The organism is Cognatundibacterium oligocarboniphilum (assembly GCF_013377855.1).
GTDB classification, from domain to species: domain Bacteria; phylum Pseudomonadota; class Gammaproteobacteria; order Burkholderiales; family Burkholderiaceae_D; genus Undibacterium; species Undibacterium oligocarboniphilum.
Genome location: NZ_JABXYJ010000004.1, coordinates 244643 through 261981 on the forward strand (window position 1 = coordinate 244643; position 17339 = coordinate 261981).

15 protein-coding genes are annotated in these 17339 nt (G+C 51.8%); 5 read left to right on the forward strand and 10 right to left on the reverse strand.

Going from position 1 to position 17339, the window contains the following annotated elements; translation table 11 throughout:
• Nucleotides 1-159: 159 nt before the first annotated feature.
• The 3 genes from gyrB to dnaA all read right to left on the reverse strand — a co-directional run bounded on the left by gyrB (nucleotide 160) and on the right by dnaA (nucleotide 5543).
• Entirely contained in the window at nucleotides 160-2658 is a 2499-nt protein-coding gene (gyrB, locus tag HV832_RS08370; protein ID WP_176803133.1) for a DNA topoisomerase (ATP-hydrolyzing) subunit B, read from the reverse strand.
• Between the two features lie 223 nt (nucleotides 2659-2881).
• Nucleotides 2882-3988 (reverse strand): DNA polymerase III subunit beta, encoded by a 1107-nt coding sequence (dnaN, locus tag HV832_RS08375; RefSeq protein ID WP_176803134.1) that lies wholly within the window; start codon nucleotides 3986-3988, stop codon nucleotides 2882-2884.
• Nucleotides 3989-4151: 163 nt separating this feature from the next.
• Nucleotides 4152-5543: a chromosomal replication initiator protein DnaA gene (gene dnaA / locus HV832_RS08380; protein WP_176803136.1), complete on the reverse strand. Its 1392-nt coding sequence runs from the start codon at nucleotides 5541-5543 to the stop codon at nucleotides 4152-4154.
• Between the two features lie 518 nt (nucleotides 5544-6061).
• Here dnaA and rpmH point away from each other — a divergent pair.
• From rpmH to mnmE, 5 genes are all read left to right on the forward strand, one after another.
• Complete coding sequence (gene rpmH, locus HV832_RS08385; RefSeq protein WP_061535510.1) at nucleotides 6062-6196, forward strand: 50S ribosomal protein L34; 135 nt, start codon at nucleotides 6062-6064, stop codon at nucleotides 6194-6196.
• 39 nt (nucleotides 6197-6235) lie between these two features.
• Entirely contained in the window at nucleotides 6236-6646 is a 411-nt protein-coding gene (gene rnpA / locus HV832_RS08390) for a ribonuclease P protein component (protein ID WP_176803137.1), read from the forward strand.
• Between the two features lies 1 nt (nucleotide 6647).
• The gene (yidD, locus tag HV832_RS08395) at nucleotides 6648-6947 is read left to right on the forward strand and encodes a membrane protein insertion efficiency factor YidD (protein ID WP_176803139.1); all 300 of its coding nucleotides are present in this window, start codon (nucleotides 6648-6650) and stop codon (nucleotides 6945-6947) included.
• An 8-nt stretch (nucleotides 6948-6955) separates the two neighbouring features.
• Nucleotides 6956-8698 (forward strand): membrane protein insertase YidC, encoded by a 1743-nt coding sequence (gene yidC, locus HV832_RS08400; protein WP_176803141.1) that lies wholly within the window; start codon nucleotides 6956-6958, stop codon nucleotides 8696-8698.
• Nucleotides 8699-8876: 178 nt separating this feature from the next.
• Nucleotides 8877-10283, forward strand: a complete 1407-nt coding sequence (gene mnmE, locus HV832_RS08405; RefSeq protein WP_176803143.1) for a tRNA uridine-5-carboxymethylaminomethyl(34) synthesis GTPase MnmE — start codon at nucleotides 8877-8879, stop codon at nucleotides 10281-10283.
• A gap of 172 nt (nucleotides 10284-10455) precedes the next feature.
• Here mnmE and HV832_RS08410 read toward each other — a convergent pair whose 3' ends face one another.
• From HV832_RS08410 to HV832_RS08440, 7 genes are read right to left on the reverse strand one after another with little or no spacing between them, the layout of a single operon-like run.
• On the reverse strand, nucleotides 10456-11265 hold the full coding sequence (locus HV832_RS08410; protein ID WP_176803145.1) for a glycosyltransferase family 2 protein: 810 nt from the start codon (nucleotides 11263-11265) through the stop codon (nucleotides 10456-10458).
• A gap of 18 nt (nucleotides 11266-11283) precedes the next feature.
• The gene (locus tag HV832_RS08415; protein ID WP_176803147.1) at nucleotides 11284-11640 is read right to left on the reverse strand and encodes a DMT family transporter; all 357 of its coding nucleotides are present in this window, start codon (nucleotides 11638-11640) and stop codon (nucleotides 11284-11286) included.
• Nucleotides 11637-12473 carry a sugar phosphate isomerase/epimerase family protein gene (locus HV832_RS08420; RefSeq protein WP_176803148.1) on the reverse strand — a complete coding sequence of 279 codons (837 nt, stop codon included), beginning with the start codon at nucleotides 12471-12473 and terminating at the stop codon, nucleotides 11637-11639. Before HV832_RS08420 ends, HV832_RS08415 begins: the two co-directional genes overlap by 4 nt.
• Complete coding sequence (locus HV832_RS08425) at nucleotides 12470-13261, reverse strand: NAD(P)-dependent oxidoreductase (protein WP_176803150.1); 792 nt, start codon at nucleotides 13259-13261, stop codon at nucleotides 12470-12472. Before HV832_RS08425 ends, HV832_RS08420 begins: the two co-directional genes overlap by 4 nt.
• A 14-nt stretch (nucleotides 13262-13275) precedes the next feature.
• Nucleotides 13276-14838, reverse strand: a complete 1563-nt coding sequence (locus HV832_RS08430; protein ID WP_176803152.1) for a hypothetical protein — start codon at nucleotides 14836-14838, stop codon at nucleotides 13276-13278.
• Nucleotides 14839-15963 carry an FAD-dependent oxidoreductase gene (locus tag HV832_RS08435; RefSeq protein WP_176803154.1) on the reverse strand — a complete coding sequence of 375 codons (1125 nt, stop codon included), beginning with the start codon at nucleotides 15961-15963 and terminating at the stop codon, nucleotides 14839-14841. It abuts the gene before it with no gap.
• A complete protein-coding gene (locus HV832_RS08440) occupies nucleotides 15960-16997 on the reverse strand; it encodes a glycosyltransferase (protein ID WP_176803156.1) in 1038 nt (345 codons plus the stop codon). The genes HV832_RS08435 and HV832_RS08440 overlap by 4 nt, the downstream gene beginning before the upstream one ends.
• Nucleotides 16998-17339: the final 342 nt, after the last annotated feature.

Consider the following 17339-nt stretch of genomic DNA (forward strand, 5'->3'; position numbering starts at 1 on the left):
TTTTTTAGATTTTCCTATCTAGCTCAAATGATGTGCTCAGATCTTTTCTTGCTGATGATCCAAAATGGTCGAGTGGCGTCGGACCAGACACATTTCAAAGTTCCTCGGTGCTATTAAAGTGGAACCTGCAGAAGCATCAGTGGCGGAGTCTACACAACGTTACACGTCAATATTCCCCGCCCTCAACGCATTGCCTTCGATGAAAGCGCGGCGCGGCTCCACGTCGTCGCCCATCAACGTTGTGAAAATCTGGTCGGCGGCGATGGCGTCTTCGATTTGCACTTTCAGCAGGCGGCGCACGGTGGGATCCATGGTGGTTTCCCACAGTTGTTCTGGATTCATTTCGCCCAGTCCTTTGTAGCGCTGTTTGGAGACGCCGCGTTCGGCTTCGTCGCGCAGCCACAGCATGGCGTTGTGGAAGTCTTGTACTGCGATTTCCTTGGCTTTTTCGCCTTCGCCGCGACGGATGAAAGCGCCTTCGCCGATCAGACCTTTGAAGGTGTTGGCGGCGTTTTCCAGCACTTTGCAGTCGATCCCATCGACAAAATCGGCATCGATGTGGCTGACTTTGATATTGCCGTGATGCAGACGTTCTACGCGCAGGCTGAAGCTGCCGGACAATTCGTCGCTGCGTACCACTGCTTTGACGGATGGGTCGGCAATCGCGGCGGTCATGGCGTCGGCTGATGTTTGTGCATTTTCTGCGCTATCGAGTTTCAGGGTGACGCCGGTCATGATGGCGGTCAGTGCTGCGCGGTCAATCAGACGGGATAAGCGAGTCATGACGGCGTTGGCCAGGTTGTACTGGCGCACCAGTTCGCCCAGCGCCTCGCCCGTGATGGCATCGGCACCGGTAGCCGGGATCAGTGCGGCACCGGTCAGGGCGACTGTCATCATGTATTGTGCTTCTTCGGCATCATCTTTCAGATAGCGTTCATCGCGGCCGGCCTTGACTTTGTACAGCGGTGGCTGGGCGATGTAGATGTGACCGCGCTCCACCAGTTGGGGCATCTGGCGGTAGAACAGGGTCAGCAGCAGGGTGCGGATGTGCGCACCGTCGACGTCGGCATCGGTCATGATGATGATGCGGTGATAGCGCAGTTTGTCGACATTGAATTCATCGGGACCGATGGAAGTGCCCAGCGTGGCGATCAGGGTGGTGATCTGTTCGGAAGACAGCATTTTTTCAAAGCGCGCTTTTTCGACGTTCAGCACTTTACCGCGCAGCGGCAGGATGGCCTGGAATTTACGATCGCGGCCTTGTTTGGCCGAGCCGCCCGCAGAGTCACCCTCGACGATGTAGAGTTCGCACAGTGCCGGGTCTTTTTCCTGGCAGTCCGCCAGTTTCGAGGACAAACCCAGGCCGTCCATCACGCCTTTGCGGCGAGTGAGTTCGCGGGCTTTACGGGCGGCTTCACGGGCGCGGGCCGCCTCGACGATCTTGCCACAAATGATTTTGGCATCGTTCGGCTTTTCCATCAGGAAGTCGGTCAGTGTTTTGGCGACGATTTCTTCGACCGGGCCGCGCACTTCGGAGGACACCAGTTTGTCTTTGGTCTGCGAGCTGAATTTCGGTTCCGGCACTTTGACGGACAGCACACAGGTCAGACCCTCGCGCATGTCGTCACCGCTGACTTCGACTTTGGCTTTCTTGGCGAAGTCGTTTTCTTCGATGTATTTGTTGATGACGCGGGTCATCGCAGCGCGCAGGCCGGTTAAGTGGGTGCCGCCGTCGCGTTGCGGGATGTTATTGGTAAAGCACAGTACTTGCTCGTTATATGCGTCATTCCATTGCATGGAGACATCCACGGTAATGGTTGTGCCCTGATCCGACTGGCGCTCGCCGGTGGCCTGGAAAATGGTCGGGTGCAGGACGCTTTTGTTTTTGTTGATGTATTCCACAAAGCCGCGGGTGCCGCCTTCGAATGCAAACAACTCTTCCTTGCCGGTGCGGTGGTCGTTCAATTTGATGCGTACGCCATTATTCAGGAACGACAATTCACGTATGCGTTTGGATAAAATTTCGTAGTGGAATTCGACGTGATTGAAGATTTCTTCATCCGCCCAGAAATGCACTTCGGTACCGCGCTTGTCGGTTTCGCCGGTGACTTTGATCGGGGATGTGACGACGCCGTCCACGGTTTCGATTTCGCGATTTTGCACCACGCCTCTGGCAAATTCCATCTGATGCACTTTGCCATCGCGGCGGATCGTCAGCTTCAGCAATTTGGACAGCGCATTTACGCAGGACACGCCCACGCCATGCAGACCGCCGGAAACTTTATACGAGTTCTGATCGAACTTACCGCCGGCATGCAGCTCGGTCATCACGATTTCAGCGGCGCTGCGCTTGGGATCATTTTTGTCGTCCCATTTAATGCCGGTCGGAATACCGCGGCCATTGTCGGTAATCGAAATCGAGTTATCCGAATGAATCGTGACGTTGATTTCGGTACAGTGCCCGGCCAAGGATTCGTCAATCGAGTTATCCAGCACTTCAAATACCAGATGATGCAAACCGGTGCCGTCCGAGGTATCGCCAATGTACATGCCGGGGCGCTTACGCACGGCTTCCAGGCCTTCCAGAATCTGGATGGAGGACGCGCCGTAAGATTGATTGGGCTGCGCTGGAGTGTTGTCTTGGGTGTTATCGGACATGGCTACCTTCTGTTATTTGGTATGACTGGTTCTAACTGATCTGGGGTTCCGGCACCCTCTTACTTTGACGGCAGAGGGCGGGGAGAGGGACAGGCGTGCTTGCAGCTGAAATGAACTAACCAGATTGCACACGCTGATCCGGCACCGGAGACTGGCTGCTGGCATGCCCCTCGCGACGCACCTCTGCTGCTGACAAAAGAGGTGCGCTCAGGCTTCATCAGCCTTAAATGCGCATAGGCATCACGACATATTTAAAGTCAGTATTATCTGGAATCGTGATCAGCGCTGACGAATTGGAGTCGCCCAACGAGATGCTGACCTGATCGCATTTCAGGTTGTTCAGCACATCCAGCAGATAACTGACATTGAAACCGATGTCTACGCTGTCGCCGCTGTAATCGATTTCGATTTCTTCCATCGCCTCTTCCTGATCGGCATTGGTCGACAAAATCTGCATACTGCCCGGCGTGATCACGCAGCGTACACCCTTGAACTTGTCCGAGGTCATGATTGCGGCGCGCTGCAGGGAACGCAGCAATTGCTCACGGCCGAGCGTGAAGCTGTTTTTATAGCCTTTCGGGATCACGCGGTTAAAGTCGGGGAATTTGCCTTCGACCAGCTTGGAAATCAGTTCAATATCAGCGAAAGTCAGTTTGACCTGATTATTCGCAATGTCGATCTGCACAGGATCGTCTTTGTCTTCCAGCAGACGCTGTAATTCGAGAATGGTTTTGCGCGGAATGATGACTTCGTGACGAGGAAATTCCTGTTCGACTTCGACCTGGCAATACGCCAGACGGTGGCCGTCGGTGGCAACGGCGATCACGTTTTTGCCATCCACCACCAGCAGCAAGCCGTTCAGGTAGTAGCGGATATCCTGTTGCGCCATGGAGAAATGCACCATGTTGAACAGGTGTTTCAGGGTTTTTTGCGGCAGGCTGACGCTGGCGTTGAAATGCTCGGCCTGCGCTACAGTCGGGAATTCTTCTGCCGCCAGCGTCTGCAGCGAAAACCGTGATTTACCAGACTGCACGCTCATGCGCTTGTTGTCCAGCTTCAGCACCACATCCTGGTCATCGGGCAGGGCGCGCAGAATATCGAGCAGTTTGCGCGCCGCGACGGTCGTGGCGATGTTGTCACCACCCGAGCCGATTTCTGCTTTGGTTGTGATTTGTACTTCGATGTCTGTAGAGAGGAAAGATACCTGTTCACCGTCTTTACGGATGAGAATATTGGCCAGAATCGGCAAAGTGTGCCGACGCTCGACAATACCACTCACAATTTGCAAAGGCCGGAGCAGGGTATCCCGGTGGGTTTTAACCAATTGCATTTGAAATCCTCGCTGTGGTTGTCATTGATCAATGATGTTTTTTGTACGTCTTAATACTGAACGCTTACTATCTACTGTCATGCCGGGTTGCCGGAAATGTCCTGTGCTTTGTTAAAAGAATAAAGGCAGACTTTATTCTGGCAACCTGTTTGCTTCATACCGGTCAACCTTTGAGTGTCTGTTCCAGCACATGCAGTTCGTGATTGCACTCCGGGTTTTTGGTGCGGTCCGCCGTAATCTTGCGGACTGCATGCAAGACTGTGGTGTGATCGCGTCCGCCAAACAATTCGCCGATTTCAGGCAAACTCTTCTGCGTCAGTTCTTTTGCCAGATACATCGCAATCTGGCGTGGTCTGGCGATATTGGCCGGACGTTTTTTCGAATACATATCGGCGACTTTGATGTTGAAAAAATCAGCCACGGTTTTCTGGATATTTTCTACCGAAATCTGTCGGTTCTGCACCGACAGTAAATCTTTCAGAGCTTCCTTGACGACATCAATCGTGATGTCTTTGCCGTGGAAACGGGAATACGCCAGAATTTTGCGCAATGCGCCTTCGAGTTCGCGTACGTTCGAGCGCAGATGTTTGGCAACGAAAAACGCCACGTCATCCGAAAAATGCACACCTTCGGAATGGGCTTTTTTGAGCAAAATGGCAACCCGCATTTCCAGTTCCGGCGGCTCGATCGCGACCGTCAGGCCGGAGTCGAAACGCGAAATCAGACGGTCGTCCATGCCGGTGATTTCTTTCGGATAAGTATCGCTGGTGATAATGATCTGTTTTTTTGCCGCGATCAGCGCCTCAAAGGCATAGAAAAACTCTTCCTGCGTCCGGCTCTTGCCGCCGAAGAACTGAATATCATCAATCAGCAACAGATCGAGCGAGTGGTAGTAGCGTTTGAATTCGTCGAAACCTTTGCGCTGGTAGGCGGTCACTACGTCGCGCACATACTGTTCGGCGTGGATGTAGCGGATTTTGGCATTCGGGTTATCGACCAGAATCTGGTTGCCGATCGCATGGATCAGGTGAGTCTTGCCGAGCCCGACGCCGCCATACAGAAACAGCGGGTTATAGGACACACCCGGATTATTTGCCACCTGGATGGCTGCTGCGCGCGCGAGTTGATTCGCCTTACCGGTCACAAAACTGTCGAATGTCAACTCGACGTTGATGCGACTCAGGTCGCGCCGCGGCGAGACTTCGGGCGCGCTGCTTTCATTGATAATTTCGACGGAAGCCACGCCCGGCTCTGTATCCTGAGCACCGTGGCGGACTGTCGCCGGTGCCGGAGCGGCTGCTGGCTTCTTTCCGCCGCGCGGGTCCAGCACGAACTGCACTTCAACCGCATCGTCCCAGTACTGGTTGGCCAGCTCGCTGATGCGATTGGCGAATTGCGCCTTGACCCAATCCAGCTTGAAGCGGTTGGGCGCGGCAATGCGCAGCTTGCCGTTCTCGAAATCAAGCGGGACAAGCGGTTTGATCCAGGCGCTGAATTGTTGCGAAGGAAGCTCTTGCTCTAGTTGTGACGAACAGGCTTGCCAGAAATTTTCCATGAATAACTTTACTGTATTAAATGCAAATGCGCGGTCCGCATCTATCAAAACCGTACAGAACCTGAGTGAGTACCGGGAAGCAGCCCGGAAGGCAGGATCCGCAGCAGTTCTTTTAACCTGTCCGGCCAATGATCGAATTTGCCAGGAAAGTTGCCTGAAAGGCATAAACCGGTGCCGCGCTAATCCTCTATTTTAACCGCGACTGACCGAGTTATCCACAGCCGCTGCATTAAATTTATTCTGTGCGCTGCAGCAGCCGGGAAATCCGGGGACGATTAAAATTTGCGCTAAGTGATTGACACGTAAGCTAAAAATGGTGTCTAATTCAGGGTTCCCTACCCTCTTTTATTGGATAGTGCATTACCTCTATGTCTATATCGGTATTGCAGCAGCCATGAGCAGCGGTTTTGGGGCAGTAAAGGCGAAAGGCCTGACGAAATGCGTGAGCCGAAGTCGTACGCACGACAGCCTTTATCCGTAATTCCGATTTTTTTTATTGCTCAAATAGCGAGACCAACATGAAACGTACTTACCAACCTTCCGTCGTTCGCCGCAAGCGCACTCACGGTTTCCGCGCACGTATGGCAACCCGCGGTGGCCGCGCTGTTCTGAATGCACGCCGTGCCAAAGGCCGTAAACGCCTGGCAGCCTGATTATCCATGTTGGTCTGCGACGGCCCAGGCTGAAAACGCATGATCAATTATTCAGCTGATTCAGTTCAGGCTGGTGCAGGCAATGCGGATTTTGCCCGTATCCGGCGTATCGTTAAAACGGATGAGTTTTCATCCGTTTTTCGTTTGCGTCCCGTGTTCAGGACATCGCACTTTGTTCTGTATGCCAGAGCGAACCATTTATCGCATGCCCGTCTGGGCGTCGTGGCCGCCAAACGGTTCGCGCCGCGCGCAGTCACGCGCAACACGATCAAACGTGTCACGCGTGAGATTTTCAGGTGCGCTGCACTGAAAAACGTTGATTGCATCGTGCGCCTGTCCCGGCCGGTCAATAGTAAAGACGGCCCCGCCACGACTGCCTGCCTCAGGCGGGAGTTGCGGGCGGAAATTTTGCGCCTGTTCGCGGCGCCAGCTTGCCAGCAAACGGGTTGATATGAAAACGCTGCTGCTCCTGTTATTGCGCTTTTACAAGTATGCAATCAGCCCTATGCTGGGGCAGAACTGCCGTTTTTATCCCAATTGTTCCGAATATGCCGCCGAAGCAATCCGGTTGCATGGCGCCGCCAGGGGCAGCTATCTGGCGGGCCGGCGTGTGTGCAAATGCCATCCCTGGCATCCGGGCGGTGTCGATCATGTTCCGCCTGTTGCTGAAAAAACAGAAACCGTCCCCACATCCGGCAAGTGTCATCATGAACATTCTGGTGATGCTGGTCATTCTTCACATCTTTCCTGACATAAAAAATGGATATTAAACGTACCGTCCTGTGGGTTATTTTTTCCATGTCGTTGCTGCTGTTATGGGATAACTGGATGCGCCACAACGGCAAATCTTCGATGTTTTTCCCGGCAGCCAGCACACAGCAGGCTAAACCGGCTGCGGCCTCTGCAACAGGCGCTGCTGGCATTGCGGCTCCTGCAGTCAATTCTGACAGCGTTGCCGCCAGTTCTGCAAACGCCACTGCGGTTGCCGCCAAAACTGAACTGATCACGATCACAACGGATGTGATTAAGGTGGATATCGATACACTGGGTGGCGAGGTCAGACGACTGGAATTGCTGAAATACAAAGATCATCCGGCACCGGAACATTTCTATCTGCCATTTCTTGAAGCGGTTGGTCTGAAAGAAAAAGCCAAAACCGAACGGAATGTGGTGTTATTTGATGCCGGTGAAACCCGCACGTATCTGGCGCAGACCGGTCTGGCGAATGCAGCGTTGCCGAATCACAAGTCCGTGTTTACCGCTTTGCCGGGCAAGCGCAGTCTCGACGGCGCTGACAGCGTGCAGCTGGTGCTGGAATCGCAGCAGGGTGGTGTGAAACTGACCAAAACGCTGACCTTCAAAAAAGGCGACTATGCGATTGGCGTCAAACACACGGTGACCAATAACACTGCAGCGCCGATTACACCGGCACTGTACCTGCAACTGATTCATGACGGCACCAAGCCTGCCGGCGGTTCCATGTTTACCGGCCCGAGCGAGTTTTACGCACCGGCCATTTATACCGAGGCAGAGAAATTCCAGAAGCTGGACTTTGAAAAAATCCACAAGGCCGAGCAGGAGCAGCCCGGCAGCAGCAATAACAGTCATGTGAAATCGGCAGATAATGGCTGGGTCGCCGTGATTCAGCATTTCTTTGTCTCGGCGTTTGTTCCCCAGGACAAAGGGGCGCGTGAATTCCGTACCGAGAAGGTGCGCGATAACGTGTATTCCATCAGCACCATTTTGCAGCTGGGTACGATTGCGCCGGGCGCTGCCAAAGACAGCGACGCAGTGCTGTATTCCGGTCCGCAATCGACCGCGACACTGGAAAAAATTGCACCAGGTCTGGAGCTGGTGAAGGATTACGGTATTCTCGCCCTCATCGCCAAGCCGTTGTTCTGGCTGATGGAGCTGATTCATGGTCTGATCGGTAACTGGGGCTGGACGATTGTTGTCTTTACGATCTCGATCAAACTGGCACTGTTTCCGCTGTCGGCTGCCGGTTATCGCAGCATGGCAAAAATGAAGGTCGTCACGCCGAAGATGCAGGCAGTGCGCGAACGTTATAAAAACGATCCGCAAAAAATGAATCAGGCCATGATGGAATTGTACAAAACCGAAAAAATCAACCCTCTCGGCGGCTGTTTCCCTATCCTGATCCAGATGCCGGTATTTCTGGCGTTGTACTGGGTGTTGCAGGCCAGCGTGGAAATGCGCGGTGCACCGTGGACTGGCTGGATTACCGACCTGACTTCGCCGGATCCGCTGTTTATTTTGCCGCTGATTTATGCAATCTCGATGTTCATCACGACCAAGCTTAATCCGGCTCCGGCTGATCCGGTGCAGGCGAAGATGATGATGTTCATGCCCCTGATTTTCTCGGTCATGTTCTTCTTCTTCCCGTCCGGTCTGGTGCTGTACTGGGTTGTGAATAATATCCTGTCGATTGGCCAGCAATGGGTGATTAACAATAAGCTGATCCCGCCTGAACATAAGGCATAACGGCCAGCCAAAAAAGCCCGCAGTCAGCGGGCTTTTTTGTTTCGAGTGCAGAATCGTCCAGTCTGTCTGCCGCGGAATGGGGCATTCAGGGCCGCATCCTGCATATCTGTGGCATTTGCGTCACAGCACCGATTAAAATTCCGCACCTCCGGAGTGCGGGCAACGATAAAATTTCATCATGATTTACGATCCTGTTCCTATTGCCGCCATCGCTACCGCACCCGGACGCGGCGGCATCGGCGTCGTCCGCATTTCTGGCAGAAATCTGGCACCCATTATCCGCGCTTTGTTTGGCAATACGGTGTTGAAGCCGCGCCATGCCAGCTATCTGCCATTCCGGCACGCTGATAACAGCATCATCGATCAGGGGATTGTGCTGTATTTCAACGCCCCGCATTCCTACACTGGCGAGGAGGTGCTCGAACTGCAGGGGCACGGCGGCCCGGTGGTGATGCAGATGTTGCTGGCGCGCTGCCTTGAGGCCGGCAAAGACGGCGGCTTGCGGCTGGCGCAACCGGGTGAATTCACCCAGCGTGCTTTTCTGAACGACAAGCTTGATCTGGCGCAGGCGGAGGCGGTGTCCGATCTGATCGAAGCCTCCACCGAAGCGGCGGCCAAGTCCGCATCGCAATCTTTGTCCGGCGCGTTTTCCAAAGTGATCCATGAACTGGTCGACAAGGTTGTGCATCTGCGCATGCTGGTCGAGGCGACGCTGGATTTTCCGGAAGAGGAAATCGATTTTCTGGAAAAATCCGATGCACGCGGCCAGCTCACCACGATACAGGCGGCGTTGCAAAAAGTATTTGACCAGGCCGCACAGGGCGCTTTATTGCGCGCCGGTCTGAATGTTGTTCTGGCAGGTCAGCCGAATGTCGGCAAATCGTCCTTATTGAATGCCCTGGCCGGCGATGAGGTGGCCATTGTCACACCGATCGCCGGTACCACCCGCGACAAAGTGACAGAGACCATCCACATCGAAGGCATACCGCTGAACATCATTGATACTGCCGGTATCCGCCATGAACATGATGATGCGGAGCCGGGTGGCATCGTCAATGCGATTGACACGGTCGAGCGGATCGGCATCGAACGTACCTGGGCGGAGGTCGACAAGGCAGATGTGATTCTGCATCTGCTGGATGCCAGCCGCGGCCCGACCCGTGCCGATGAGGCAATCGTGGCGCGCTTTCCCGATGGTGTGCCGGTGATCCGCGTATGGAACAAGATTGATCTGTCCGGCCATCATCCCGGCGTCGACCAGATGAGTGATGCCACGCATATCTACCTGTCGGCGCAGGAGCATGCCGGCATCGAGTTATTGCGTCAGGAGTTATTGCGCATCGCCGGCTGGGAGCAGACCGGCGAATCGCTTTACCTGGCGCGCGAACGCCATCTGATCGCCCTGAAACACGCCCATGAACATCTCCAGCAGGCTGCTGAATATGCGGCACAGAACGATCAGTCGCTGGATCTGTTTGCGGAAGAGCTGCGTCTGACGCAGGATCGTCTGAACAGTATCACCGGCGAATTCAGTTCCGATGATTTGCTGGGGGTGATTTTTTCCCGCTTTTGTATCGGCAAGTAAGCCGACTCAGTATCCCCCTCTGAAAAGAGTGCAGGTTCGATTCCGGACCAAGATAGTATGGCTTTTATGCAACGAAAACGTTAGCTATACCCGCATGGCACTGCTCTTTTAGATGCTGTTTATTTCCGAATATCAGCAAATCACCGCGTTCCATCAAAAAATTGTAATCCGTTTATTTGCAGTTGTAGGCACCAAAACACGCCTTAAAAAGCACCTGTAGCACCGACAAATTCCCCTTGAAACTGCTGATCTTAGTTGGTACCTCGCCTTTTGGATAACGCCGAATAGTGGGTAGCTCCACACATCGATAGCCAAGTTTAGGTACCCGGTACGACAAATATGCCAGCAGTTCATAGGTCTGGAATATATTGCGAAACGGAGCAATTTTCGGATCAAGTAACATTTTTCGGCTGTAGGCCCTAAACCCCTGTGTGGTGTCTGTCCAATTGAAACCAGAAAACAGGCTCAGCATAGGTGCATGGATGAAGCGGATAGCAAAGTCACGGGATAACGGCGTGTTTTCAGCCACGCCGCCGGGCACAAAGCGTGATGCCTGAACAAAATCCAGCCCTTGCTGCAGCTCCTCGATAAAGCGCGGAATAGCTGCCGGGTCGTCCTTGTCATTGCCGTCAATCGAGATGATGCCCTCGTAACCCTGATCCAATGCAAATGCATAAGCACAGCGTAGTTGCCCACTCAATTTTCCCGGTCCGGTCTTGACCAGCAGGCCACGCACACCTTGCGCCTGCAAGCGATCAATGGCCAAAGAACCATCGGTACTGCCACCGTCGACGATGATGATGTCTGCCATGGCGGCAATCTGCAAGGTTGCCATCCGATCCAGTAGACTGCCAATTCGCGCCCCTTCGTTAATCACCGGGATCACTACGCAATAGGTGTGTTGCCTCTCCAACCATAGGGGTGTATTGAACGTAGGCACCTGCCATGAGGTACGCACACTTGTATCGATAGATGTATTCATGTTTTTATTCCGACAAACTCAGGCGACCCGCGCCGTAATCAGCACCACACCGGTAACCACCAGCAAAATGCCTAGGCCGGTGGTCCAGTAAAACGGCTCTTTGAAAAGCAGCACCGACAGCAGCGCCACAGCCGCCACCGCACCCGAAGTCAACACGGGGTGCGCCACATTCAGTGGCAAGCGCGAGAGTGCAGCGGCATACAGCAGAAATGCGGCCCCATACAAGCCTAGGCCCAGCCAAAATGGCCAGTTGCTCATGGTACCCAAGGGATCACGCAACGACGGAAACTGGCGCGGTGGCATCATCGCCAACTTGACTAACACACTGGCCGATGCGTTGGCGGTAATGCCCAGAATCAAAATCAGCCACTTCATGAACTCAGACCCTTGGCTTTACTGCGGTAGTGAGCAATGGCTACCCCAAGCGCGCGCTCAATCGACTCCAAATGCGATTCCTGCTGAGTGGTCAACATCTCAATAGTGACCAGGTGGTGTGGCAGATTCTGTGACAAGGCCTGGCACATGGCGGAATGGTCCGTGTTACCATCGCCCAGCGGCAACAAATTGGGTTCACTCGCGTGCACATGACCGATCAGTCCAGCGCTCATCTGCAACACAGTGGCCGGGTCTTCCCCATTGATGGTTAACGCCCCGGTGTCAAACTGCATGCGGATAGCTGTGTGGGCAATTTGGCGGACCACCTGCTCAGTCTCAAAGCTAGTGGTCATGAAATTAGCACCATAGCAAGTGGGATTAGGCTCCAGACAAATCATCACGCCGTGTGAGGCCGCTATATCGCCTAGTCGCCGGAAAAACGACGTGGCGATTGCCATCGTCTCATCATAACTCAGACCACTACGGTCTCGGTTTTTGGGAGAACCAAAAACCATGCGTGGAGCCCCCAGAATCTCGCCGATCCGGCACACCGCGTCCAGATGGTTCAGCAGCGCAGTCTGTAACTCTGGCGTGCCAAAGACGTTAAGCCCCTGGGTGTTAAAGAGCAAGGCCTGCATACCGCTAATTTCGATGCCGCGGTCCATCCACCATTGCCTGACCCGCAAGATGTCAGCTTCCATGGCCTCCCCCGGCTTTGGAAAATACTTGCCAGGGACAATGTCGATGGCATCCACTTTGTAGCGTTGCAGCAAGGCGGCAAGTGCATCGTCTTCTGTTATGTCCCAGGCAATGTTAGAAATGCCCAGCCTCATGCGCTCCCCCCATCTTTGAGTGGCAGAGTCTTTGGTTCCGACTGAGCATAGGCACGAACGGCCAGAAGGGTTTCGCGTTGGCTGTATTGGTAGTGGCCCTTACCACCAAATACCGCGGCATGGCGTGTGCGCATGTCATAGATGACTGCTTGGTTGGCCGAAGGTTGGTCGAACGTTTTGCCAAATCCCAATTCCGACAACTCTGCTACGCTGATTGGCTCGGCGGTCAGATGTACCAACTTCAAGTCTGCTTGCAGCGCCGTTTGAATGTCCCTCCACAAATTGACCATTGGATAGAACTGAAAAATACCACGGCTGTCGATAGACTGCAGATTGTTGTCGTTCAAAAAATCAAAGATCACATTCTTGCGCAGACCGGGGCCGACAAGACCGGGGAGCCGTACAATCAGGTGCCTGGGAAAGTGACTCTCAATAAATTTCTCAAGCAAACGCCGATGTAGACCATAGGCATGCAAACCTTCCTCGTCAACCGAGGTATCCTCATCAACGCCGATAGGGTATTTGAAGACATCGACGGTGCTGATCAGAACGAAGGTGTTGCAGGTGACGGTCTTGAGGTGCGCGATCAGCCTGTGGATGTTTTGACTGTCGGCAAGCGGATCCCGATTGGCAATCCATTTTTGTGCTGGGGCAGCAGCGCAAACAACCGTATCAAAAACATTACCTTCAATAGCGCTTATAGTCCTAGAGCGATAAGTTACTCCAAAATCTGTTTGACTTAACAGAGTACCCCCAACAAAACCCGTGTAACCAATTAGTGCATTCATTGCTACTCTCTTTATTATTTTGGTGTGGCGAATACATAGCCATTACCTGAATCGTGAAATATGTAATTTTCTTGAATAAATCGATTAATGGCCGGTAAACGATCACGCATGTGCCGACCATAAATATTCATAGACCAGAAGGGTGAGTCGTAGACGATAAGCCCAGGTGGATTATTTCTTAATTCGTTTAATACAGAAGCCTCGTCATTCTTTGATATATACACGGCATATGTGTATTTGGTGCAATAAGTTTTTTTTAATAGCAGCGAGAATACTCCTTCGTTTGACCACAAGAACACGCAATCAAAATTATATCGATTTGCTGCGTCTATCCCATAATGTTTACCATCAATCAACACTTGATCAGGCAATGGATGAACTAATTGTCTAGCCTTATTAAGATCAGAGACAATCGAATTAGAAAATATTATTATTAATAATAATTCGACGCCCCAAATAATCCTTTTATCTGATCTACTGAGCACTGCGTAGGTTCTATTTACATAACTGAACAACTGAGCTAGATGTTCATTCACTCCACGGACCATGTCTGATTTTGGTGGCATTAAGATTAGCAAAAAAAACGAAGGCCAAACAAAGTAATAGCTAGTTGGAAATCCTGGCAAACTGTACATCTTGGTGAGAAAAACCAATTGAATAAAGATGAGCCCCAACGCAATAGGTAGCAATCTTTGTTTTCCCTGATGAGTTGACTTTATGATGGCATGAAATATAACAACTAGCGAAAAAATCAGCATTGCTAATGCGCCAGGCAATGCTGGCAGTTTATACTTAAAAGCTAAAAACCAGACGTCTTGAGTATTTTTTAACCAATAAACAATGTTGTGATAATTATCTAGAAGTGAGCCAAAGATCGTTGATTGCGAAACAATCACCAACGTGGCGATGTAGCCAAGAGCAATAGCGAACGCGGAGGCTCCGTTTCTCTGAAAAAGCAGCGTCACTGCATAAATTATTACCCATATTGCAGACAAAATACCACGATCGTAGCTCCAATAAAAAGACATAGCGGCAAATGCACCTGATGCAATCATATGGAAATAGGCACTTGATACACTGCGGCAATACAAAGCCCTTGCACCGACCCAAAGACTAAGAAGTAAGAATAGATCCCGAGTTCCTAAAAAAGCTTGTTGTTTTTTTAGTGGATCATCCCCTGTGGCGATAGCCATCCAAAGAAACAATACGTAGAACAATAGACCCCATACTATTTTCTCTGACTGCTCCCTTAGCATGATGCGAGACAAATCTATATACAAAACCCAACATAAGGCTACCGCGAGAATATTTAAAAAACGAGTCCAGATCAATAGATGACTATCACTTGCAATCACGCTCGCTAAAATTGATGGCAAATAATCCATTGCCCCATGTATCAACATTGGAAAAACAGATATTCCGGAGTAGTAACTACGAATGGCATGGAGATTACCAATGTATTCACCCTCGTGGAACCCGTCGGTTAATGGCTTGGTTAAGTTAACATCGAATGCCAGTCCAATCGGAAATAATATAAAGACAAAAACAAATATCAGTTTTTTGGTGAATTGGGTCACTTAAAGACTTTCATTTTCTAATTTCGTTAGTACATCATAAATATTATCAATCTTCCCGCCCAATACCGAATAACACCCCGGCAATTCCGGATGCTTCTCAAATAAAATAGGTCGCCCGTCATCCCCTTCGTTTTTCACCAAAATGGTTTTCACTTCAAACAAAGATTCGACATATTTAGCATCCAGTACGGCAGGCAGATAGCGACCCACATCACGTACCATACGGTCAACCCGCGTCGCTTGGTCATAGTTGGTTAATTTTTGGTAAGGATCTATTCCTTGTGCATCATTCCAGTGCAGATGCGGCGTGTAACGCACATGGGACAGAGTGTGCAGACCACGCGCTGGAAACGGCATCATCGAAAAGAACGGACCATCCATTACCGTGATACCCAGCCCCTTCAGTGCGGGCGGAGCCTGCATCAACGCCATCTCAGTTATTTCCTGTTTCAGCCGGGTTTGGGTACCAGGAAAATCGCCCTTGAATTGGTTCAACCCACTGTAAGTGCAGTTAAAGATGAAGCGGCTGGTGTAAAGCTCCTCATAGCCTTGTTCGGGGGCGGCTGTCACCTGTAGCCCGCCATGTGGGCCATTAGCTATAGCCGTCACCCGAGTTTGCAAACGCGTCTGAATGCCGCATGCCTTCAATTCCGCAGCAACCCAACTGGCCAGCTCGGTTGTATCAAAGGCGTACTCTTCAACCAGAAAGACAGCTTCAATCAGGCGCGGCTCAAACAAAGCCGCTTGTGCGGGTGCTGCGGGTTGAATTTTGGCACCAATTTCATGACAAAAGCGTTCAAACTGCCGGGCGGTGACTTTGGAGTTGCGCCGGGCGATGGCGTATAGCTTGGTGAAGTCCTGTTTGACTGCATTCGGCCAGTCACGCACAAACTTGGGTAGATTAACTCGGCTGCGGTAGGCCGTGGTGAAGCTACGTGGGTAATGGTAGCCGTTGTGTACGCGGGCCTGGTTGTTGTAGGACGCACGCTTTAATAAAGCTGGCTCACGCTCGATCAACATAATGCGTTTGAACCCGCGTTCCTTGGTCAGGTAAATGGCAATGGCAGCACCGTAAAAGCCACCACCGATGATGATTGCATCTTGTTGGGCGGTGGCGCCACTCATTTTGGCACGCGTTCAAGGCCAACGCCCATAAGCCCATTAGGCGCAATTGATTTTGCGGCGACTTCTTCGATATTGAGCTTTTCGTGCCGGGTCATGCGGGCGCTAGTGAACTCTTGCCCCACATGGTAGAGCGGACCTTCGTTCGACAGACTAACCATATTGACGATATATTCGCCAAGAACCAGCAACACCATTGAGATCAGAAAGAACATGCCGGACTGCTGGAGCGACAGACTCACCCAACCGGGCGCCACATCCGACTTAAACAAACCAACAGCCACCACATAAAACGAATACAGCAGGTTGGCGAACGCGCCGAACATGGACAGCATGGTGACCAAGCGCATGGGCGCACGTGTGGTTGACACAAGTAGCCTCATGCCCCGATCCACGCTTTCCCACAAGCGCTTGGGCTGCTCTGTTTTGGGTGGCGCGCTGTAGTCAAGGTTGCTTTGCGCAAAACCGCCAGTGGCCGGCAAATGACGGTAGCTTACGGCGGGTTGTGGGTGCTGCAGAATGAAGTTAACCACGCGTTTGCTCAGCACCCGATATTGCGGTGCCTCCTTGGCAAGGTGAATGCCATTCAAGCGCTTGTAGAGGCTGTTAAAAGTCGCATACGCAACACGGTATGCCAGACTTTGCGGTGATTTTTGCGCATTGCTGGCAAAAACGACCTCGACACCACTGACTGCCTTGTCCAGCATCGTCGGTAAAAAGTTGACATCGTCTTCCAAGGGATTAATCACAGCGACAAAGTCGCCTAGGGCGTTTTCCAAGCCGACCCAGGACGCGGTGTCAGCATCGACCTCTTTGGTCAGGGCGTACACCTGCAAATTGGCGAACCCCTGCTCACCCGTGAGCACTTTCAAAACGGCAACGCTGTCGTCGTTTGAGGCGTTGTCCACAATGATAAGTTCGTAGTCGCTGACCAGCCCGGCCAAACCGACCTCGGCATCTTTAAGTATTTTTTCAAGCTGAGTGGCTTGGTTACGCATTACCAAAACAACAGACAAGAAAACCGGAAACAATGCCATTAAAACCTTTCTTATTACTATTATTTTCCAACTTGAGTGAATTGTTGAGTTGCAAATTTTACCACGAAGTCAAAAAAATTTTAAGTAAATTTAAAAAGCATCCGTAAATAAACGATAATTCGTTTCCATATGCGATTCCGATGACTGTGCTTTGAGGCGAGATGACAAAAGCGAATCACGGGAAATCACAGATATTTTTTTGGGAGCTGCGTGCAGCCAGTAATTCCAGTGCACCAACGTGTGCCAGACCAACCTTACCAAAGCAGAGTTGGTGGTGGGCGCAAACCAAAAGAACCACAACTACTCTTAGAAAGCATCGTCTAAATGCTGCCAACCGGATTA